Source organism: Streptomyces sp. NPDC001709 (genome assembly GCF_053596375.1).
In genome coordinates, this window is record NZ_JBSFGB010000006.1 from 200798 (window position 1) to 220947 (window position 20150).

Annotated in this window: 19 protein-coding genes and 1 tRNA gene; 15 read left to right on the top strand and 5 right to left on the bottom strand. The window is 70.7% G+C overall.

The window, feature by feature from the left end; genetic code table 11:
• The first annotated feature begins 4 nt into the window (after positions 1–4).
• The 5 genes from ACWC0C_RS11720 (at position 5) to ACWC0C_RS11740 (ending at position 3953) form a co-directional block, all read left to right on the top strand.
• A complete protein-coding gene (locus ACWC0C_RS11720; protein WP_450863449.1) occupies positions 5–2257 on the top strand; it encodes an ATP-dependent DNA helicase UvrD2 in 2253 nt (750 codons plus the stop codon).
• Between the two features lie 165 nt (positions 2258–2422).
• Positions 2423–2743: a hypothetical protein gene (locus ACWC0C_RS11725; protein WP_449200664.1), complete on the top strand. Its 321-nt coding sequence runs from the start codon at positions 2423–2425 to the stop codon at positions 2741–2743.
• A gap of 172 nt (positions 2744–2915) precedes the next feature.
• Positions 2916–3284, top strand: coding sequence for a WhiB family transcriptional regulator (locus ACWC0C_RS11730; RefSeq protein ID WP_023546912.1), 369 nt, complete (start codon positions 2916–2918; stop codon positions 3282–3284).
• Entirely contained in the window at positions 3281–3604 is a 324-nt protein-coding gene (locus ACWC0C_RS11735) for a hypothetical protein (protein WP_449200665.1), read from the top strand. Before ACWC0C_RS11730 ends, ACWC0C_RS11735 begins: the two co-directional genes overlap by 4 nt.
• Positions 3605–3740: 136 nt before the next feature.
• Complete coding sequence (locus tag ACWC0C_RS11740) at positions 3741–3953, top strand: hypothetical protein (RefSeq protein ID WP_450863452.1); 213 nt, start codon at positions 3741–3743, stop codon at positions 3951–3953.
• A 21-nt stretch (positions 3954–3974) separates the two neighbouring features.
• On the opposite strand, the gene ACWC0C_RS11745 is transcribed toward ACWC0C_RS11740, so the two are convergent.
• Together ACWC0C_RS11745 and ACWC0C_RS11750 are read right to left on the bottom strand one after the other, a co-directional pair.
• Positions 3975–5345 carry an ABC1 kinase family protein gene (locus ACWC0C_RS11745; RefSeq protein WP_449200667.1) on the bottom strand — a complete coding sequence of 457 codons (1371 nt, stop codon included), beginning with the start codon at positions 5343–5345 and terminating at the stop codon, positions 3975–3977.
• On the bottom strand, positions 5338–6555 hold the full coding sequence (locus tag ACWC0C_RS11750) for a TOMM precursor leader peptide-binding protein (RefSeq protein WP_450863454.1): 1218 nt from the start codon (positions 6553–6555) through the stop codon (positions 5338–5340). Before ACWC0C_RS11750 ends, ACWC0C_RS11745 begins: the two co-directional genes overlap by 8 nt.
• Before the next feature lie 392 nt (positions 6556–6947).
• Here ACWC0C_RS11750 and ACWC0C_RS11755 point away from each other — a divergent pair, with 392 nt between their 5' ends.
• From ACWC0C_RS11755 to ACWC0C_RS11770, 4 genes are all read left to right on the top strand, one after another.
• Positions 6948–7544, top strand: a complete 597-nt coding sequence (locus tag ACWC0C_RS11755) for a M48 metallopeptidase family protein (RefSeq protein WP_449200669.1) — start codon at positions 6948–6950, stop codon at positions 7542–7544.
• Positions 7545–7673: 129 nt separating this feature from the next.
• Positions 7674–9440, top strand: coding sequence for a TerD family protein (locus ACWC0C_RS11760; RefSeq protein ID WP_450863457.1), 1767 nt, complete (start codon positions 7674–7676; stop codon positions 9438–9440).
• A 12-nt stretch (positions 9441–9452) separates the two neighbouring features.
• Positions 9453–10133, top strand: a complete 681-nt coding sequence (locus ACWC0C_RS11765; RefSeq protein ID WP_067128921.1) for an AIM24 family protein — start codon at positions 9453–9455, stop codon at positions 10131–10133.
• 17 nt (positions 10134–10150) lie between these two features.
• A complete protein-coding gene (locus ACWC0C_RS11770; protein ID WP_450863459.1) occupies positions 10151–10906 on the top strand; it encodes an AIM24 family protein in 756 nt (251 codons plus the stop codon).
• A 64-nt stretch (positions 10907–10970) separates the two neighbouring features.
• Here ACWC0C_RS11770 and ACWC0C_RS11775 read toward each other — a convergent pair whose 3' ends face one another.
• Positions 10971–11492, bottom strand: a complete 522-nt coding sequence (locus tag ACWC0C_RS11775) for an NUDIX hydrolase (RefSeq protein WP_449200672.1) — start codon at positions 11490–11492, stop codon at positions 10971–10973.
• Positions 11489–12937, bottom strand: coding sequence for a zinc-dependent metalloprotease (locus ACWC0C_RS11780; RefSeq protein ID WP_450863462.1), 1449 nt, complete (start codon positions 12935–12937; stop codon positions 11489–11491). The genes ACWC0C_RS11775 and ACWC0C_RS11780 overlap by 4 nt, the downstream gene beginning before the upstream one ends.
• Positions 12938–13128: 191 nt before the next feature.
• Here ACWC0C_RS11780 and ACWC0C_RS11785 point away from each other — a divergent pair, with 191 nt between their 5' ends.
• From ACWC0C_RS11785 to ACWC0C_RS11800, 4 genes are all read left to right on the top strand, one after another.
• The gene (locus tag ACWC0C_RS11785; RefSeq protein WP_449200674.1) at positions 13129–14241 is read left to right on the top strand and encodes an SDR family oxidoreductase; all 1113 of its coding nucleotides are present in this window, start codon (positions 13129–13131) and stop codon (positions 14239–14241) included.
• 87 nt (positions 14242–14328) lie between these two features.
• Positions 14329–14790 (top strand): molybdenum cofactor biosynthesis protein MoaE, encoded by a 462-nt coding sequence (locus tag ACWC0C_RS11790; RefSeq protein WP_450863464.1) that lies wholly within the window; start codon positions 14329–14331, stop codon positions 14788–14790.
• A 128-nt stretch (positions 14791–14918) separates the two neighbouring features.
• Positions 14919–15092: a hypothetical protein gene (locus tag ACWC0C_RS11795; protein WP_450863465.1), complete on the top strand. Its 174-nt coding sequence runs from the start codon at positions 14919–14921 to the stop codon at positions 15090–15092.
• A gap of 50 nt (positions 15093–15142) precedes the next feature.
• Positions 15143–16240: a YlbL family protein gene (locus ACWC0C_RS11800; protein ID WP_449200676.1), complete on the top strand. Its 1098-nt coding sequence runs from the start codon at positions 15143–15145 to the stop codon at positions 16238–16240.
• 79 nt (positions 16241–16319) lie between these two features.
• On the opposite strand, the gene ACWC0C_RS11805 is transcribed toward ACWC0C_RS11800, so the two are convergent.
• Positions 16320–16862 (bottom strand): PPA1309 family protein, encoded by a 543-nt coding sequence (locus tag ACWC0C_RS11805; protein ID WP_449200677.1) that lies wholly within the window; start codon positions 16860–16862, stop codon positions 16320–16322.
• Positions 16863–17026: 164 nt separating this feature from the next.
• On the opposite strand from ACWC0C_RS11805, the gene ACWC0C_RS11810 reads away from it, so the two are divergent.
• Together ACWC0C_RS11810 and ACWC0C_RS11815 are read left to right on the top strand one after the other, a co-directional pair.
• A complete protein-coding gene (locus ACWC0C_RS11810) occupies positions 17027–19909 on the top strand; it encodes a UPF0182 family membrane protein (RefSeq protein WP_450863644.1) in 2883 nt (960 codons plus the stop codon).
• 41 nt (positions 19910–19950) lie between these two features.
• Positions 19951–20024, top strand: a tRNA-Met gene (locus ACWC0C_RS11815).
• Positions 20025–20150 lie beyond the last annotated feature (126 nt).

A 20150-nucleotide genomic window follows, 5' to 3' on the forward strand; every position in this document is an offset into this window, starting at 1 on the left:
ATCGGTGCCCGCCTGTGGACAACCGACCCGGCAGTCCCGGGCGACCTGGCAGCATGGCGGTGTGACAGCAGCAACGCACTCCACCCTCTTCCCGCAGGCACCGGACTCGGCCGACGCGGTGCTCGAAGGGCTCGACCCCGAGCAGCGCGCGGTGGCCACCGCCCTGCACGGCCCGGTGTGCGTCCTGGCCGGAGCGGGCACCGGCAAGACCCGGGCGATCACGCACCGCATCGCCTACGGAGTACGGGCCGGCATCCTCCAGCCGTCCAGCGTGCTCGCCGTCACCTTCACCAACCGCGCCGCCGGAGAGATGCGAGGCCGGCTGCGCCAGCTCGGCGCGCATGGCGTCCAGGCCCGCACCTTCCACTCCGCCGCCCTGCGCCAGCTCCAGTACTTCTGGCCGAAAGCGATCGGTGGCGGCATGCCCCGGCTCATCGACCGCAAGATCCAGCTCGTCGCCGACGCGGCCGCAATCCAGGGCACCCGGCTCGACCGGGGCGAGCTGCGGGACGTCACCGCCGAGATCGAGTGGTCCAAGGTCACCCAGACCATCCCCGCCGACTACCCGTACGCGGCTGCGAAGGCCGGACGCGAGACCCCGCGAGACCCCGCCGAGATCTCCCACCTCTACGCGGCCTACGAAGACCTCAAACGCGACCGCGCGGTGATCGACTTCGAAGACGTCCTGCTGCTGACCGTCGCCATCCTGCAGGACCGGCACGACATCGCCGAACAGGTCCGCGCGCAGTACCAGCACTTCGTCGTCGACGAGTACCAGGACGTCAGCCCCCTGCAGCAGCGGCTGCTGGAGCTGTGGCTCGGCGACCGCGACAACCTGTGCGTCGTCGGCGATGCCAGCCAGACCATCTACTCGTTCACGGGCGCAACACCCGACCACCTCCTCGACTTCCGTACCCGGCACCCCCGCGCCACCGTCGTCAAACTCGTCCGCGACTACCGCTCCACCCCCCAGGTGGTCCACCTCGCCAACGGACTGCTCGCCCAGGCCCGCGGCCGCGCCGCCGACCACCGGCTGGAACTGGTCTCCCAGCGCGCCCCCGGCCCCGAGCCGGTCCACACCGAGTACACCGACGAGCCCGCCGAGGCCGAAGGCGCCGCCCGCCGCATCCGCGAGCTGATCGACGCGGGCGTCCCGGCCGCCGAGATCGCCGTCCTGTTCCGCACGAACGCCCAGTCCGAGACCTACGAGCAGGCCCTCGCCGACGCCGGAGTCCCCTACCAGCTGCGCGGCGCCGAGCGCTTCTTTGACCGGCCCGAGGTGCGCAAGGCCGGCATCGCCCTGCGCGGCGCGGCCCGCTTCGGCGGCAACGACTCGCTGCTGGACGACGTCGTGGACCTGCCCTCCCAGGTGCGTGCCGTCCTGTCCGGGGAAGGCTGGACCACCGAGCCCCCGGCCGGCTCCGGCGCCGTCAGAGAGCGCTGGGAATCCCTCGCCGCCCTGGTCAACCTCGCCCAGGACCTCGCCGCCGCCCGCCCCGGCGCCACCCTCGGCGACTTCGTGACCGAACTGGACGAACGGGCGAACGCCCAGCACGCCCCGACCGTCCAGGGCGTCACCCTCGCCTCCCTACACGCCGCCAAGGGACTGGAGTGGGACGTCGTCTTCCTCGTCGGCATCGCCGAGGGCATGCTGCCCATCACCTACGCCAAGACCGACGAACAGATCGAGGAGGAACGCCGGCTCCTCTACGTCGGAGTCACCCGCGCTCGAGAACGGCTCCATGTTTCCTGGGCCCTGTCCCGCTCGCCGGGCGGTCGCCCCAACCGCCGGCCGAGCCGCTTCCTCGACGGGCTGCGTCCCGGCACCACCGCCACCGTCGGCCGCACCGGCAGCGGCGCCACCGGAGGCGTCGAGCCCGGGAAAGCCGCGGGTGCCGCCCTCGCTCCCCGGCGCGCGCAGCGCACCCCCGCCCGCTGCCGGGTCTGCGGCCGCACCCTCACCGACGCGGGTGAAATGAAGCTGATGCGCTGCGAGGACTGCCCCTCGGACATGGACGAAGGGCTCTACGAACGGCTGCGGGAGTGGCGGGCGGGCCAGGCCGAGCGCAGCGGACAGCCGGACTTCTGCGTCTTCACCGACCGCACCCTGATGGCCATCGCCGAGGCACGGCCGGAGAGTCCCGCCGAGCTCTCCCGCATCCCCGGTGTCCTCAGCCGCAAGCTGCGCAGCTACGGAACCGATGTTCTGGCCATCTGTGCAGGTCGCGAGGTTGGGGAAGTCGGCGGCGGCGACTGATACGAACTCGTCGAAAAAATAGTTTGCGCATGCCCCAGCAATCCCCATAGGTTCTAGGCACGGAAGCAGCGGCCTTCTCCAAGGCCCCGCCTCCGTGTTGTACTTGCATATCCGAGCGGACTGGCTCACCCCAGTCCCCAGAGACGCCGAGAGGAGGCGAGTCCAGTGATCAGCATCAACACCAGCACCATCAGCACGGCCAAACTGACCGATCGCTCGACCGTCTCCGCGTGCATGCTCGGCGCCTCTCACCAGGGCACCGGTCTGTCCGGCATTCGTGCCGAGCGTCCGGCGTCCTCCCTCGCCCTCACGGGCCTCCCCGTCCGTGAGCGCAATGAGCGACCGACCAAGGCACTGGAAGCGGTAGCGGCACAGGCGCAGGCCTATGCCTTTGCGGCGGCCGGTGCCGGATTCCGGAAGCTGACGACGCAGCACCACCAGATGTGGGCCTTCCGTGGGCCAAAACCCTGGAGTGATCCAGCCTGATCCGATCAGGCCGGCGCCTTCAGGGCCGCGGAACCCCATCCGGGATCCGCGGCCCTTCTGTTTTCCCCGAACGGGGACGACGGACCGAGGGGGCCTCGGGACAAGAAAAGAACCCGGTACCTAGCCGACACCCGGTCAACCGGCCGGAACGACCAGACGAGGAAGACCAACCGTGCAACTCGAAGCGCACGCCCCGTCCGTACCGCCTTCGCAAACGATCCCCCCGCCCGGCCTCACGGAGGACTCCACCTTGACCCCCCTCACCGCGCTCACCGCGCTCGACGACGCCATCGAGAACCTCGGCGTACCCGTCCCCTGCCGCTCCTACGACCCGGAGGTCTTCTTCGCCGAGTCGCCGGCGGACGTGGAGTACGCCAAGTCCCTCTGCCGCACCTGCCCGCTGATCGAGGCCTGCCTCGCCGGCGCCAAGGAGCGGCGTGAGCCCTGGGGCGTCTGGGGTGGCGAGCTGTTCGTCCAGGGTGTCGTCGTCGCCCGGAAGCGGCCGCGTGGTCGCCCGCGGAAGAACCCGGTCACGGCATGAACACCGCAGGAACGATCGACCGTCCCCTCACGCACGACCCCAAGAAGCAGGCCCCGATGAAGCCGTCCACCAGCGAGCCCGCAGGCTCCGCGACTCCAGACGTCACCACCGCCGGCGCGAGTGAAGCGCGCCAGAACAGGACCCGAGAGATGCAACTCATGCAAGAAGCCCTGGCTCGTGCGCATATGCACGACCGACTCCATGAAGCCGCGCGGGAACGCCGGGCCGTGCGCCTGGCGGCCGCCCAGCGGATGCAGCGCCGGGCCGAGCGCGCCTCGCTGCGTGCCCGCCGCGCGCTCGCCATGGCGGTCATGCAGTAACGATCACACCTGAGAAGCGGTGGCCTCCCGGCCCGGGAGGCGAAGCCTTCTGCGCGGGGGCCGGTCCGGCCGAACGGACCGGCCCCCGCGGTGCGTTGCGCAGGCGATCAACCGCCCACGGAGTTATCGTCGCCGGGTGACGAGTCTTCCCGGAGGAAGCGATCAGGGCGGCTCCACCCCGGAGCACCGCATGCTCGTGTGCGCCCGCTGCGGCACCCCGGCCGACGGCCCCCCGCCGGCCACCTGGACCTGCTCCGTGGAGAACGGCGTCCGCCAGTACTTCTGCGACGCCTGCTCCAGGGAGAATCTGAGGGCGATCGAGGGGCGGCTGGACTCGGCGTGGTGGTGAGCCCTGTGGCCTTCGGGGCGGTCAGGCCTCTGCCGCCGTCTCCTCCTCCGTCGGATCGTCCTCCGGGACGAAGCCCGGCAGCCACTCCTCCAGTTCCTCGCGGAGCCGGACGGTTGCACCCAGTTGGCAGAGCACGCCGATCGTGCTCAGGGTCACCCGGTGGATCAGCAGATAGGCCGGCGGCAGGTTGAGCCGCTTGCCCAGCTGGTAGGCGGGGGAGCGGGGGTCGGCGATGCGGGCGGCCTGGTTGCGCATCCAGGCGCGGGTGAAGGTGAACGCCTCGGCCCGGGCCGGTTCGATGATCGGCAGCAGATAGTCGAGGACCGCGTCGGGGTCCAGCTCTATGGACTCCTTCACGAACCCTTCCTCGCAGAGGAGTTCATAGACCGTCTCGGCTTCGCCGGCCAGGGTCATGCGGAGGGAGAAGCCGATCGGCAACGGCAGTCCGCCGGGCAGCCGGTCGACCGTGCCGAAGTCCAGGACGCCCAGGCGCCAGTCGTCCTCGCCGTCCGGGCCGCCGGGCAGCAGCCGGAAGTTGCCGGGATGCGGGTCGGCGTGCAGCAGGCCGGTGCGGGCCGGGCCGGAGAAGAGGAACCGTGCCAGGAGCTGGCCGGCCCGGTCGCGCTGCTCCTGCGTACCTGCCGAGATCACCTCCGACAGCGGGATGCCGTCGATCCACTCGGTCACCAGGACCTGCTCGCACTGGTGCACCACGGCCGGGACCACCACGTCCGGGTCGTCGGCGAACTCCTCCGCGTGAGCGGTCTGGGCCTGTGCCTCCAGGCCGTAGTCCAGCTCCTCGGAGACGCGGTCCTTCAGCTCCGCGATGAGCGGCTTGATGTCCATCCCGGGAATCAGCGGCCCCAACAGGCGGGCGAATCGGCTCAGTTGACCCAGGTCGGAGAGCAGGGCCTCGCCGGCGCCCGGGTACTGCACCTTGACCGCCACCTCGCGGCCGTCGTGCCACACGGCCCGGTGCACCTGCCCGATCGAGGCCGCGGCGGCGGGCTTGTCCTCGAACTCCTCGAACAGTTCTCGCCAGTCCGGGCCCAGTCGCTGCTCGAGCACGGCGTGCACCGTGCGGGTCGGCATCGGGGGCGCCGCCTCCTGGAGCTTGGTCAGGGCCGCGCGGTAGGGCCCGGCGATCTCCTCGGGCAGTGCGGACTCGAAGACGGACAGGGCCTGCCCGAACTTCATCGCACCGCCCTTCAGCTCGCCCAGCACTTTGAACAGCTGCTCCGCCGTGCGCTGTTGCAGTTCCCGGCCGACGATCTCCGCGGACTCGCCCACGATTCGCTTGCCCAGCCCCCAGGTCGCCCGGCCGGCGATGCCGAGCGGGAGCGCGGCGAGCTTGGCGGTACGGGTGACCGCCTTCCGGGGAAGATCAGACATGCGCCCTCCAAGTCCCAGTCGGCCGCGCCGCGCCCGCCTTGCGTCGCCGCTCCGTCGACGGCCGTTGCACCGCCATTGTCTCGCGCGGCCCGCCGCCGGTTGAGGAGTGTTCCCCCTTCTTACCTCTCTGCGCCGCGCCGCACCCGCATGCCGGATGCGGCCGGACCGGTCGGGAGTGCCAGTCCAGGCCGGGCGTGGACACCTCCCAGCGGGTGCCCGTGCTGGACGGCGACTCGCCGTCGAGGAAGGCCAGCGCGTGCGCCGCGGCCAGTCCGGCGACCGCCGTGGCCAGCGTCAGATCGCAGGCTCCGACCCGGCGGGACCTGGCGCAGCGCCACTGGGCGGTCAGCCGGAGCCAGGCCGGGTCCCGGTCCCTGCGGCCGAGGTGCAGACAGCCGGCGCAGCCCGACTCACCGGGCAGGACGAGCGGTCCGACGACACCGGTGCCTTCGACGACACCGGCGTACAGGTGCGGCGTTCCCGAGGCCATGAGCGGCTCGGCGTCGGCCGGGTCGGGTGCGTGCACGGCCACGTCGTCCCGGGGCGCGAGGATCACCAGGGCGAGTCCGGGGTCCTGGGCGCCGGAGCCGGGGGAGTGGGCGTGGCGCGGTGGGCGCTCGGGCGCGGCGCGGCGCACGGCGGCCCGCGCGGCGGTGTCCCGGCGCTCGCCGATCGCCTCGGCGGGCAGTCCGCCCGGTGCCACGTCCCACGGCTCCACGCGTCCCACGTCGCTCACGTCGACCTCGCCGACTCCGGCGCCCGACAGCGCCGACGCCAGTACGGCGCCGACCCGACCCGCGCCGCGCACCCGCACGCGCAGCGCGCGGCGGGCGGCGAGCCGGGCCAGTGCGGCTCCCGGCTCGGCCGTGGTCAGGGACAGTGCGGCGAGGTCGGGGCGCAGCCGCCGCAGGACGTCGGTCTTTTCGCGCAGCGCGTCCGCGGCCGGTCCGCCGCCGCGCGCGTCGTCGACCAGGCCCGCGCGGGTCAGCCGCTCCAGCATGGTGTCGACCTGGCCGGCCGGGAGGTCCATGCGGCGCCCCTCCTCGCGCAGCAGCGGCAGCCCGCGCGTGCCGTTGAGCAGATCCAGGAAGTCGCGCGTCGCCGGGTCCATCGGTCCCAGCGTCAGCGCGTGCGCCGGGGTCATCCCGAACTGCACGGTGTCGCGATCACGCCAGCCGCGCCGCAGCGCGGGCTTCATCATCGGATGCATGTCTGGCCCCCGTATCCGTTGAAAGCATCCCGAACATCTGGTCGACATCTGGTCGCCGGTGGAGCCCGTCGTGCCCCGCCGACGCCTGTCAGCATGCCGCACCTGTCCGTCCGGCGCCGAGGGTTATCCACAGGCCGGGGGTTTCGTCATATAAGACGATCTAGGGCGGTCGGGCGGAGTTCGCCGAGCCGATCCGGCGAAGCTGACAAATCGATCGGATAAACGCACCTAAATCAGACTTGTGGATGCGGTGAACCGGTCTTGTGCGGCCGGATAAAACGGATGTGCGGATCAGTCGTAGGAGTCATAGGAATCAAACGCATGGTGGGGGATCGGCATCGAACCCTCCCGGAGCCGGGACTTTGGCCATGCCCAGCGGGTAACGTCGGGGCGTGCCCGCCGACCCACTGCACCGCGCCGGAAAGCCACAGCGCAGCACGACGAGCCAGCCGCCCGGCGGCTCGGGGGCGAGCGCGATCGAGGTCCGCAGGAGTTCCCGGCGACGCCGGACGGTCTCCGCGTACCGCGAGGGCGATCGCACCGTCGTACTGATCCCCGCCCGGATGTCGAAGGCGGAGGAACAGCGCTGGATCACCGTCATGCTCGACAAACTCGCCGCCCAGGAGAGCAAGCGGGTGCTCGGCGACGCCGAACTGGCCGAGCGTGCCGAGCGGCTGTCGGCGCAGTGCTTCGACGGCCGGGCCCGCCCCGCCTCCGTGCGCTGGGTCACCAACCAGAACACCCGCTGGGGTTCGTGCACCCCGGCCGAGGGCAGCATCCGGCTCTCGCACCGGCTGCAGGGGATGCCCGAGTACGTCATCGACTACGTCCTCTGCCATGAGCTGGCCCATCTGCTGGTCCCCGGTCACGGGCCCGACTTCTGGCGGCTGCTGGAGGCGTACCCGCGCACCGAGCGGGCCCGCGGCTACCTCGAAGGCGTCGTCGCCGCGGAACGGCTGCCGCATGTCCCGGGGGCGCGCGGGGAGTGAGCCGGGCGCCGGGCGTCCGGCTACGGGTGCGGTTGTGTACCGGGTCTGTACCGGCTGCGTCCGATGTCGGACTTTGCCGTTAGCCTGGCGCGACGCACTCACATTCGGGATGGGGGACGGTCGTTACGCATGGCCAGGGAATTCCAACGCGGCCACAAGGCCAGGGTCAGTGACCTCACGGTGGGCACAGATCTGTACGTAGGTGTGCAGATCTCCGCCCCCGGACTGACCTTCGACATCAGCTGCTTCGGTCTGGACGCCGACGAGCGCCTCTCGGACGACCGGTACTTCGTCTTCTTCAACCAGCCGAAGTCCCCGGAGGAGTCCATCCAGCTGCTGGGTGCCCAGGCGGGTGACACGGAGTCGTTCCGGGTCACGCTGGACCGCATTCCGTCGCACATCCGCAAGCTCTCCTTCACGGCGACCCTCGACGGCACCGGGCAGATGTCGCAGATCGCCCCCGGCTATCTGCGCATCGTGGCGGGCGGCGAGGAGGTCGCCCGGTACTCCTTCAACGGCACGGAGTTCTCCACCGAGCGAGCCGTGATGCTCGGTGACCTCTACTTCAAGGACGTCTGGCGGTTCGCCGCGGTCGGGCAGGGCTTCGACGGCGGCCTGGAGGCGCTGCTGAAGAACTTCGGCGGCGAGGTGCTGGAGGAGGAGGCACCCGCCGCCCCGCAGCAGCCGCAGACCGGCGCCGCCCCCGGCTTCGCCCCGCCCGCGTTCGCCGCCCCGGCGACCCCCGCGCCTGCGCCCGTCCCGGCGCCGGCCCCTGCGCCCGCCCCGGCCCCCGCGCCGCAGCCCGCCGCACAGGGCTTCGCCCCGCCGCCGGGAGCCACGCCCCCGCAGGGCTTCACGCCGCAGCCCGGCCAGACCCCGCCCGGCCAGACTTCGCCCCCGGCCCCGGCCCCCGCGCCGAACGTGCACGGCGCGCCGACGGTCATCGCTCCCCTGGCCCCGCCCGCCGGCGGCACCGTCCATCCGCCCGCCCCGGCCCCCGCGCCGTACGGCCAGCCGCCCCAGCAGCCCTACGGCCAGCCGCAGCAGCCGTACGGTCAGCCGCAGCAGCAGCCGTCCTACGGCGGTCAGCCCGGCGCGCCGGTGCCCCCGGGCTACGGCCAGCAGCCGCCCTCCTACGGCGGCCAGCCCACCGCGCCCATGCCGCCGGGCTACGGGCAGGTTCCCGGCCAGCAGCCCGGCGGCTACGGGGTGCCGCAGGCCGCCCCGCAGGGCGGTGCCGGTGTGTCGGCCGCGCTCCAGGCGTTCAAGGAGACGCCGACCGGGCAGCGCTGGACGCAGCAGAACAAGAAGCTCATCCGCGTCGACCTCGGTATCGGCGGGCAGCCCGTACTGGCCAAGCAGGGCAGCATGGTGCTCTACCAGGGCAAGGTCGACTTCGGTTACAAGGGCGCCGGGTTCGCCGGGCGGATCGTCGGAGGCGCCACCGGCCAGGAGATGCAGTTGATGCGCTGCACCGGCCAGGGCCAGGTGTTCCTCGCCGAGAACGCCACCCACCTGCACCCCGTCGAACTGCAGGGCGACGCGATCTGCGTCTCCGCCGAGAACGTCCTCGCCTTCGACGAGACCCTGCAGTACGAGGTACGCCGCATCGAGGGTCACGGCATCCCCGGTGGTGCGCTGTTCACCATGCAGTTCCAGGGCACCGGCACGATCGTCGTCAAGACGCACGGCACGCCCGTGGTCCTGCCGGTCACGCCGACCACCTTCGCCGACTGCAACGCCGTCGTCGCCTGGTCGGCCGCCTCCCAGGTGATCGTATCCAGCCAGGTCCGCATGCGCCGCAACGCCTACCCGGGCGACACCGGAGAGAGCGTCAACCTCCAGTTCCGGGGTGCGCCCGGCAACTTCATCGTCGTCCAGCCGTACGAGGTCTAAAGGGAGCCCGTCATGAACCAACCGCTCGCGGGCTACGCCCCCGCACCCGTCACCGCCCGCATGGAGAACCACGGCAGCCACATGCTGAAGGTCGCCATGCAGACCGGGAACGACCTCCTCGCGCGCGTGGGCTCGATGGTCGCCTACGAAGGCTTCATCCAGTACGAGCCCAACCCGCCGGCCGTCCGCCAGATCGCCCGCGACTGGATCACCGGCGAGGGCGCGCCCCTGATGAAGTGCACCGGCGACGGCCTGCTCTACCTCGCCGACTACGGCGCGAACGTCGTCGTGATCAACCTCAACGGCGACGGCATCTCCGTCAACGCCACCAACCTGCTCGCCTTCGACGCCCACCTCAGCTGGGGCGTGGAGCGGGTGAAGGGGCTCGCGAAGTTCGCCGGGCAGGGTCTGTGGAACACCAGGATCTCCGGGCAGGGCTGGGTCGCGCTGACCTCCCGGGGCAAGCCGATCGTCGTCGACTGCGGCGGCGGCGAGGACGAGACGTACGTCGACCCGGACGCGCTCGTCGCCTGGTCGCCCAACCTGAAGGTGAAGGGCAAGCGCAGCTTCAAGGCGCAGTCGCTGATCGGCCGGGGCAGCGGTGAGGCCTACCAGATGGCCTTCTCCGGCCAGGGCATCGTCGTCGTCCAGCCCAGCGAGGACAGCACCGACCGCATCCGGATCCGGGGCTGAGGGGGAACCAGAAAGCCATGCAGAGCCCGCTTTTCGCGCACAACGACCTCCAGACGCAGGAGCGCTGGAGCCTGCAGAACTCGCAGCTGCTCCGCGTCGTCCTGGAGGGCCACGACGACATCCTCGCCCGCAAGGGCACCATGGTCGCCTACCAGGGCCTGGTCGAGTTCGACGCCGAGTACCGCAGCAACAACCAGGCGCGCGCGCAGGCGTACACCGGCGAGGGCCTGGACCTGATGCGCTGCCACGGGCAGGGCACGGTGTATCTCGCCAACCTCGCCCAGCACGTGCACATCATGGACGTCGAGCAGGACGGGCTGACCGTCGACAGCTCCTACGTCCTCGCCATGGACTCCTCGCTGCACTACGAGGTCATCGCCGTCGACAGCCTCTACGGCATCTCCGGCTCCGGGAAGTACCAGCTGAACATCACCGGGCGCGGCAGGGTCGCCCTGATGACCTCGGGTGCGCCGCTGCTGATGCAGGTCACGCCCGACAAGTACGTCAACTGCGACGCGGACGCGATCGTCGCCTGGTCCACCGGGCTCCGCGTGCAGATGCAGGCCCAGACGCATTCCTCCGGAGTGTGGCGGCGGCGCGGCAACACCGGTGAGGGCTGGGAGCTGAGCTTCATGGGCTCCGGGTTCGCGCTCGTCCAGCCCAGCGAGCTGCTGCCGCCGCAGAACGCGGTGATCGGGCAGGGCCTCGCCGCGCAGTTCGGCATGGGGCAGCAGGGGGCGCGCGGGCAGAACCAGGGGAACGTCTGGAGCTGAGCGTCCGGTAAACCGACGTAAGGGGCGCCCGCATGGTCGGGCGCCCCTTACACATGCCTGCGGCTCAGAGGCGCGCGCGGGTCGCTTCCAGCAGGCGTACGACCGACTCGTCGGCCACATCCGCGACCTCGTCGTAGGCGAACCAGCGCAGGTCCAGTGACTCGTCGCTGATCGCGTGCTCGGCGCCCGCCGGGGCCAGGGCCGCGTACTGGACGTCGTAGTGCCAGTGACACGGCGCCGGGATCGGGTGCCGGTCCAGGCGGACCGGGCCGCCGGGCAGCAGGCTCAGCCCCGGGACGCCGGACTCCTCGGTGGCCTCGCGCAGGGCCGCCGCCGCGAGCGAGGCGTCGCCCGGCTCGCAGTGGCCGCCCATCTGCAGCCACATCCGCAGCTTCTTGTGCAAGGTGAGCAGGACCCGGCCGTGCTCGGGGTCGACCACCAGGGCACTCGCCGTGACATGACCCGCGTGGCAGGCCTTCCACACGCCGTCCGGGTGGGCCGCCAGATGGTCCAGGTAGGCCTGGCGCAGCTCGTCCTGGCCCTCGTACCCCTTCAGGACGAGGACCGCGTCGTCGTGGAGGCTCACTCGGTGTCGTCGCCCTTGCCGTCGCCCTTGCCGTCGTCCTTCTTCAGGTTCGGCTTCCCGGCGGAACCGCCCGCCGCCTCCCCGAGCATCTTGTCCAGCTCGGAGAAGTCCAGCTGCTCGCGGTGCACGAAGCCGTCCGGGTCGTCCAGGTCGGTCGCCGTCGGCAGCATGTCCGGGTGGGCCCACAGGCCGTCCCGGCCGTCGACCCCGCGCGCGTCGGTGAGCGAGGCCCACAGGCGGGAGGCGTCGCGCAGCCGGCGCGGGCGCAGCTCCAGGCCGATCAGCGTGGCGAACGTCTGCTCCGCCGGGCCGCCCGTGGCACGGCGGCGGCGCAGGGTCTCGCGCAGGGCGTCGGCGGACGACAGACGCGGCTTGGCGGCCGCGTGGACCACGGCGTCCACCCAGCCCTCGACGAGCGCCAGAGCGGTCTCCAGACGGGCCAGGGCGGCCTTCTGCTCCGGGGTGTCCTCGGGCTGGAACATGCCCTGCTGGAGCGCGTCCTGCAGCTGCTCGGGATTCTGCGGGTCGAACTGGCCGACCACGTCCTCCAGCTTGGCCGTGTCGACCTTGATCCCGCGCGCGTACCCGTCGACCGCGCCGAACAGGTGCGAGCGCAGCCACGGCACGTGCGCGAAGAGGCGCTGGTGGGCGGCCTCGCGCAGGGCCAGGTACAGCCGCACCTCCTCCTGGGGCACGCCGAGGTCCTTGCCGAAGGCCTCCACGTTGGCCGGGAGCAGCGCGGCCTTGCCGGCCGGGCCGAGCGGCAGGCCGATGTCGGTGGAGCCGACGACCTCGCCCGCGAGCACGCCGACGGCCTGCCCGATCTGTGTGCCGAACATGGCGCCGCCCATCGAGCGCATCATGCCGATCAGCGGGCCCGCCATGGCCTGCATCTCCTCTGGCAGGACGTCGCCCATGGCCGCGCCGACCCGCTCGGCGACCGGGTCGACCAGCTCCTGCCAGGCGGGCAGGGTCGCCTCGACCCACTCCGCGCGGGACCAGGCCACCGCCGAGGCCGAGCCCGACGGCAGGGACGTCACGTCGTCCAGCCACAGGTCGGCCAGGCGGACGGCCTCCTCGACCGCCTTGCGCTCGGCCTCGCCCACGCTGGCGTCCTTCGTGCCGTCCGGGGTGCCCTGGGCGACCGTCTGGCGGGCGATCTGCTTGGCCATGTCCCAGTTCACCGGGCCGCCCTCGTAGGAGAGCATCTGGCCCAGCTGCTGGAACGCGGCGCCCAGATCGGTGGGGTTCAGGGACCCGAACATGGCTGCGAGCGGATTGTCGGCGCCGGGGCCGCCAAAGCCCTCGGCCCCGGGCAGGCCGCCGAAGCCGAACGGGTTGGCCGGTCCCTGCCCACCACCGCTCTGCTGGTCCTTCTTCTTGCCCTCGTCGCCGTCTTCCGGCTCCTCCGGCGGAAGGCCGAATCCGAATGGGGTGTCACTCACGGGATTCCTCGGCTGGTAAGGCCGCCGGTTCTCTCCGGCGGCGCGGCTGCCCGACAACACCACCCAGCGTAGACACCCGGACCCGATCGGGCCTCGGTGCTTCGCCCACGGTAGGCCTGCGGCAGGATGGATGCACCTGGTACGTACGCGTCACTCGCGCTCGTACTGAAGACAACCGCTGGAGACGCCCGGTGAGTTCCCCAGATCCGCAGGTTCGCGCAGCGCGAAACCCCTCAACCCCTTCCGCCGTGCGCGGACCCGTCGTCGCGGTCACCGGCGCCGCCACCGGAGTCGGCGCCCTGCTCACGGAGCGGCTCGCCGCGTGTGAGGAGATCAAGCAGGTCGTCGCCATCGACGAGCGGCGCGGGGAGTGCGCCGCCGCCGAGTGGCACATCCTCGACGTGCGCGACCCCGCCATCGCGGACAAGCTGCGGGGTGCGCACGTGGTGGTGCACCTGGCGCTCGACCTGGACCTCGGAAGCGACGCGGCCGCTCGTACCGCCTACAACGTCCGGGGGACCCAGACCGTCCTCACGGCCGCCGCGGCGGCCGGCGTGCACCGGGTCGTGCTGTGCACCTCGGCGATGGTCTACGGCGCACTCCCGGACAACGAGCTGCCCCTTTCGGAGGACGCCGAGCTGCGCGCGACCGCGGAGGCCACCGGGGTCGGGGACCTGCTGGAGATCGAGCGGCTGGCGCGGCGGGCGCCGCGGGCGCATCCGGGACTGAACGTCACCGTCGTACGGCCCGCCGTGCTGGTCGGGGGTACGGACACCGCCCTGACCCGGTACTTCGAGTCGCCACGGCTGCTCGTCGTCGCCGGATCGCGGCCGGCGTGGCAGTTCTGCCACGTGGAGGACCTGTGCAGCGCCCTGGAGTACGCCGTCCTGGAGAAGGTCGACGGGGAACTGGCCGTCGGCTGCGACGGGTGGCTGGAGCAGGAGGAGGTCGAGGAGCTGAGCGGGATCCGGCGGATGGAGCTGCCCTCGGCGGTCGCGCTCGGCGCGGCGGCCCGGCTGCACCGGATCGGGCTCACGCCGTCCCCGGCGGGGGACCTGGCGTACACGATGTATCCCTGGGTGGTCAGCGGGAGCCGGTTGCACGACGCCGGGTGGCGGCCGCGGTGGACCAACGAGGAGGTGCTCGCGGAGCTGCTGGAGGAGGTTTCCGGACGGCACACGGTGGCCGGCCGGCGCCTCGGCCGCAAGGACGCCACCGCCGCGGGTGCCGCCGGGGCCACGGTGGCTCTGCTGGGTGCGGCAGCCGTCGTACGGCGGGCCCGGAAGGCACGGCGGCGCGCGTAGCCCTGTAGGAGACTCCAAGGAGCCCCGCGCGCGTGCCTGGTGAAACTCGTATTCCCCGTTGTCACAGGCGTGCGGCACGATGGGGGTATGGCACACGGCAACGAGCACCCCGGTGAGCAGGCGGCGCGGGATCCCATCAAGTTGATCGGCGTCCGGGAGACCGCGCTCTCCGTGGACGAGGTGTTCCAGGCCGTCGGGGACGACGCGGCCGGGGGCGTCGCGCTGTTCGTGGGGACCGTGCGGAATCACGACTCGGGCGCCGACGTGGACGCGCTGGGCTATTCCTGCCACCCGAGTGCCGAGGCCGAGATGCGGCGGATCGCCGAGAAGGTCGTGGCCGAGTATCCGGTGCGGGCGCTGGCCGCCGTGCACCGGGTGGGGGACCTGCGGGTGGGGGATCTCGCCGTGGTCGTCGGTGTGGCCTGTCCGCACCGGGCCGAGGCCTTCGACGCCTGCCGCAAGTTGATCGACGACCTCAAACACGAAGTACCCATTTGGAAGCACCAGAAGTTCTCCGACGGTACCGAGGAATGGGTCGGGGCCTGCTGACATTCGTCACCCGGAGCACACCTAAACCTCCGGTTGCGTAACCGCCCCCCTCGCGTGAGCGTTGTCAGTGCGGATGGTTAATCTGCTGATCGGTCAGTTGCGGACGCTCATGGCGTTGGGAGGTCGGCATGGGGGCGCTTGTCTGGCTGCTGATTCCGCTTGTGGCCGGGGTCGGCGGCGGACTGTGGGGCAGTTGGGCCAATCGGACGCGTAGGGCGCGCGGCGACGGTCCCGAGCTGGACGGCTATGCCCGGTTCCGCGAAGCCATGGAGAAGTCCCACACGGGTGCCGACGGCGCGTGACGGGGGTGCCCTGACGGTGCGCTGACAGTGGCGTCCCGTACTGTCGTTCCATGCCACGCCGCACCGCGACGATGCTCGCCTCCACCCTGATGCTGATCGCGCTCCTGTGCGCGGGAGTGCTCATCCCCGTGCCGTACGCGGAGATGTCCCCCGGCCCGACCGTGAACACGCTGGGGGACCACGACGGCGAGCCGGTGCTGCAGATCACCGGGCACCAGACGTACAAGACCGACGGCAACCTGAACATGACGACCGTCCGGGTGACCAGCGCCGACTTCCGCATGAACCTGGTGGAGGCCGTCTACGGCTGGCTGGACCGCGACACCAAGGTCGTCCCGCACGACACGCTCTACCCGAACGGGACGACCGAGGAGCAGTCCACGCAGCAGAACGCCGAGGAGTTCAGCCAGTCCCAGGAGAGCGCCAAGGTCGCCGCCCTGAAGGAGCTGGGCATCCCGGTGAAGTCCTGGGTGATCGTGTCCACCGTGGTCAAGGACTCGCCGGCCGAGGGCAGGCTGCACGCCGGTGACGTGATCAAGGCCGTCGACGGCACGGCCGTGAAGCAGCCCTCCGACGTCGCCAAGCTCGTCACCAAGCACAAGCCCGGGCAGAACGTCGTCTTCACCGTCGTCCCCGTCAAGGAGCAGGCCGCCGCCGAGAAGGCGCACAAGACGGCGACGAAGACCCAGAACGTCACCATCACCACGACCACCTCCGACGACAGCGGCGCCAAGCGGGCCATCGTCGGGATCTCCGCCGGGACCGATCACACCTTCCCGTTCACCATCGACATCAAGCTCGCCGACGTCGGCGGGCCCAGCGCCGGTCTGATGTTCGCGCTCGGCATCTACGACAAGCTGACCCCGGGCAGTCTGACCGGCGGCAAGTTCGTCGCCGGTACCGGCACCATCGACGACAACGGCACGGTCGGGCCGATCGGCGGCATCGAGATGAAGACCGTCGGCGCGCGCGACAAGGGCGCCCAGTACTTCCTGACACCGGCCGACAACTGCGCGGCCGCCGCCAAGGACACCCCGAGCGGACTCAGGCTGGTGAAGGTCAAGACGATCGGCGACGCGCTCGGCGCGCTGAAGGACATCCGCAGCGGGAACACCGCGGCGCTGCCCCAGTGCACCACCAAGGGCTGAGCGGACCGCGACACGGCTGGGGGCGCCCCTGTGGGCAGGGGCGCCCCCAGTGCCGTATCCCAGGGCAAAGGGCCGGTCGTCAGTCCGCGAACGTCGCCGCCAGGGCCTCCGCCAGGCCGGGCACCAGGTCAGGGCCCGTCAGGACCTCCGTCGGGGAGTCCTTCTCGCGCAGCCGCAGCGCCGACTCCCGGCCGCCGTCGCGCAGCACGGCGACCGTCATGCGCACCTCCTGGCGCTCGGGGTGCTCGGCCACCCACTTGGCCAGCTTGGCCTCGCTCAGGTTCTTCGGGACCTGCGCCTCGGCGGACGGCGGCAGCATCAGGCGCTCCACCGAGAGCGCGCAGCCGGCCACCGCGTCGGGCCAGGCGATGGTGCCGAGGAACTCGTCCAGCGGCTTGCCGGACGGGAGCTCGTCCTGCTCGATCGGGGTGAGACCGGTGGAATCGGACTCGCCCTCAAGGCCCAGCTGGGCCGCGAGCGCGGGTTCCTGAGCCCGCAGCCGTGCGGTGTCGACGAGGGCGAAGAGGCGGGCGGGCTGGTTCCAGCCGAGGCCGGAGACGTACTCGTCGATCTCGAGTACGGCCCGGGTGAGCGGGCTCGCTGCCATGGGAGTGTTGGACATGGTCACAATCCTGCCTCGTTCACCGCCGGAATCGGGAACCGAGCACAGCGTGAGTAAGTTGCATAGGTGTGGGTCCGCGATCACGGGGGGCCACGGCGGGCCCGCGAACACGAGGGCCTGACGGATCGACAGCGAACTTCGAGGTGCGCACCTTGGCTTTCCAGATGCCGGACCGCGGCGGAGGCCCGACGGGGCCACGGATCAGAGCGGGCCGCCCGTCCGGGCGGGTCCGGGCCCTGCTCATGACACTGGGCGTCCTGGCCGTCCTCGGCATGGTGTTCACCATGTTCGCGGGCTTCTGGACGGACTGGCTGTGGTACCGGTCGGTGCACTACTCGTCCGTGTTCACGATCACGCTGTGGACCAAGATCGGCCTCTTCTTCGTCTTCGGTCTGCTGATGGCGGTCGCCGTGGGGGTCAACATCTGGCTGGCGCACCGCCTGCGGCCCCCGCTGAGCGCCATGTCCATGGAGCAGCAGAGCCTCGACCGCTACCGGATGGGTATCGCGCCCTACAAGAAGTGGCTGCTGTTCGCCGTCACCGCGCTCGTCGGGCTGATCGCCGGCGCCTCCGCGGCCGGCCAGTGGCGGACCTGGCTGATGTGGGTCAACGGCGTGCCGTTCCACCAGAAGGATCCCCAGTTCCACCTCGACGTCTCCTTCTACGCCTTCGACCTGCCCTGGTACCGCTTTCTGCTCGGCTTCGGCTTCGCCGCCGCCATCCTGTGCCTGATCGCCGCCGCGCTCACGCACTACCTGTACGGCGGGCTGCGCGTCACCAGCCCCGGCGCGCGGGCCACCGCCGCCGCGACCGGGCATCTGTCGGTGCTGCTCGGCATCTTCGTCGCCCTGAAGGCCGTCGCCTACTGGCTCGACCGGTACGGCCTGGCCGTCAAGTCCAGCGACTTCAAGGCGACCGACAACTGGACCGGCCTGCGCTACGTCGACGCCAACGCCTATCTGCCGGCGAAGACGATCCTGTTCTGCATCGCCGTCATCTGCGCGCTGCTGTTCTTCGCCACGCTGTGGCGGCGCACCTGGCAGCTGCCGGTCATCGGCTTCGGCCTGATGGTCCTCTCGGCGATCCTGATCGGCGGGCTGTACCCGGCGATCGTGCAGAAGTTCCAGGTCCAGCCCAACGAGCAGGCCAAGGAAGCCCCGTACGTCCAGAAGAACCTGAAGGCGACCCGCGAGGCGTACGGCATCGACGACACCAAGGTCACCGAGTACGCGGGCAAGTCCACGACCTCGGACAAGACCAAGCTGCGCGACGACGGGAACGACGCGGCGAGCATCCGCATCATGGACCCGAACATCGTCTCGCCGACGTTCCAGCAGCTGCAGCAGATGCGGAACTACTACGGGTTCCCGACCAACCTGGACGTCGACCGGTACCCCACCAAGGACGGCAAGGAGCAGGACACGGTCATCGGCCTGCGCGAGCTGAACCTGGACGGCGTCCCGAAGAACAACTGGATCAACGACCACTTCCGCTACACGCACGGCTACGGCATGGTCGCCGCCAAGGGCACCGAGGCCACCGACGGCCAGCCGGTCTTCACCGAGTCCGACCTGCCGTCCAAGGGCGACCTGCCCACGTACGAGCAGCGGATCTACTACGGCGAGAAGACCACCACGTACTCCATCGTCGGCGGTCCCCAGAAGGAGATCGACTACTCCGACGACAGCGGTGAGAAGACCACCAGCTACCAGGGCAAGAGCGGGGTCAACCTCGACAACCCGATCAACCGGGCCGCGTACGCGGTGGCGTTCAACGAGCCGCAGATCCTCTACTCGGGCGCGATCGGCAAGGGCTCGCGGATCCTGTACAACCGCACGCCCAAGGAGCGCGTCGAGGCGGTCGCCCCCTGGCTGACCATCGACGGGGACGCCTACCCGGCCGTCGTGAACGGCCGCATCCAGTGGATCGTCGACGCGTACACGACGTCGAACGGCTACCCGTACTCCTCCCGTACGACCCTCGGGGATACGACGGCCGACTCGCTGACCGCCACCAACAACAACCGCACGGTGGTGGCCCAGCAGAACCAGGTCAACTACATCCGCAACTCGGTGAAGGCGACCGTCGACGCATACTCCGGCGAGGTCAAGCTGTATCAGTGGGACACCCAGGACCCGGTGCTGAAGACCTGGATGAAGGCGTTCCCGGGCACGGTGCAGCCGAAGAACGCCATCTCCCAGGACCTGATGTCCCATCTGCGCTATCCGCAGGACCTGTTCAAGGTCCAGCGCGAGCTGCTCACCCGCTATCACGTGACGGACGCGCAGACGTTCCTCACCGGCAGCGAGGTGTGGCAGGTGCCGGACGACCCGACGAACAAGTCGGGCAACGCGGTGCCGCCGTACTACCTGAGTATGAAGATGCCCGACCAGAGCGAGCAGGCGTTCTCGCTGTCGACGACGTTCACGCCCAACGGGCGGGACAACCTGAGCGCGTTCATGACGGTCGACGCCGAGGCCGGCAGCGGCGACTACGGCAAGATCAGAATCCTGAAACTGCCGACCAGCACGACGGTCGACGGGCCGAAACAGGTGCAGAGCCAGTTCAACTCCGAACAGGACATCGCCGCGGCGATCAAGCTCCTCAAGGGCGGCGACTCCGAGGTCGAGTACGGCAACCTGCTGACCGTGCCTCTGGACGGAGGACTGCTCTATGTGGAGCCGGTCTACGTACGCGGTGGCGGACTGAAGTACCCGCTGCTGCGCAAGGTGTTGGTCACCTACGAGGGCAGGACCGCGTTCGAGAACACGCTCGGCGAGGCCCTGGACAAGGTCCTCGGCACGACGGGGTCGACCACGACGCCACCGGACACGGGCACCGGCAATCCGCCCAGCACCGGTAATCCGACGGTCAGACAGGCACTGCAGGACGCCCAGAAGGCCTTCGACGCCGGACAGCAGGCGCTGAAGAACGGGCCGGACTGGGACGCGTACGCGAAGGCGCAGAAGGATCTTCAGGACGCGCTGAAGCGGGCCCAGGAGGCACAGTCCAAGCCTGACAAGACGAACGGCAAGAGCGGGAGTTGATCAAGTGCCCCTCGCGCCGTGGTACGGTTGTCCAGCAACGGCGCGGGGTGGAGCAGCTCGGTAGCTCGCTGGGCTCATAACCCAGAGGTCGCAGGTTCAAATCCTGTCCCCGCTACTGCAGTCGAAGGCCCGGATCCCATGGGATCCGGGCCTTCGTGGTGTGCGAACTCATGTACTGAGGGGAGGGACGGCCGCGCCGCCGTGGGGAGTTGAGTGGTGTGTGTTTGACTTGTCTCCCTGT

What these genes read in the sequence shown, in the direction of transcription:
- ACWC0C_RS11790 (WP_450863464.1), top strand. Translation starts at nt 14,329, where the DNA reads ATGGCACACGGCAACGAGCACCCCGGTGAGCAGGCGGCGCGGGATCCC.
- ACWC0C_RS11760 (WP_450863457.1), top strand. Translation starts at nt 7,674, where the DNA reads ATGGCCAGGGAATTCCAACGCGGCCACAAGGCCAGGGTCAGTGACCTC.
- ACWC0C_RS11745 (WP_449200667.1), bottom strand. Translation starts at nt 5,345, where the DNA reads ATGTCTGATCTTCCCCGGAAGGCGGTCACCCGTACCGCCAAGCTCGCC.
- ACWC0C_RS11770 (WP_450863459.1), top strand. Translation starts at nt 10,151, where the DNA reads ATGCAGAGCCCGCTTTTCGCGCACAACGACCTCCAGACGCAGGAGCGC.
- ACWC0C_RS11795 (WP_450863465.1), top strand. Translation starts at nt 14,919, where the DNA reads ATGGGGGCGCTTGTCTGGCTGCTGATTCCGCTTGTGGCCGGGGTCGGC.
- ACWC0C_RS11735 (WP_449200665.1), top strand. Translation starts at nt 3,281, where the DNA reads ATGAACACCGCAGGAACGATCGACCGTCCCCTCACGCACGACCCCAAG.
- ACWC0C_RS11750 (WP_450863454.1), bottom strand. Translation starts at nt 6,555, where the DNA reads ATGCATCCGATGATGAAGCCCGCGCTGCGGCGCGGCTGGCGTGATCGC.
- ACWC0C_RS11810 (WP_450863644.1), top strand. Translation starts at nt 17,027, where the DNA reads ATGCCGGACCGCGGCGGAGGCCCGACGGGGCCACGGATCAGAGCGGGC.
- ACWC0C_RS11805 (WP_449200677.1), bottom strand. Translation starts at nt 16,862, where the DNA reads ATGTCCAACACTCCCATGGCAGCGAGCCCGCTCACCCGGGCCGTACTC.
- ACWC0C_RS11800 (WP_449200676.1), top strand. Translation starts at nt 15,143, where the DNA reads ATGCCACGCCGCACCGCGACGATGCTCGCCTCCACCCTGATGCTGATC.
- ACWC0C_RS11765 (WP_067128921.1), top strand. Translation starts at nt 9,453, where the DNA reads ATGAACCAACCGCTCGCGGGCTACGCCCCCGCACCCGTCACCGCCCGC.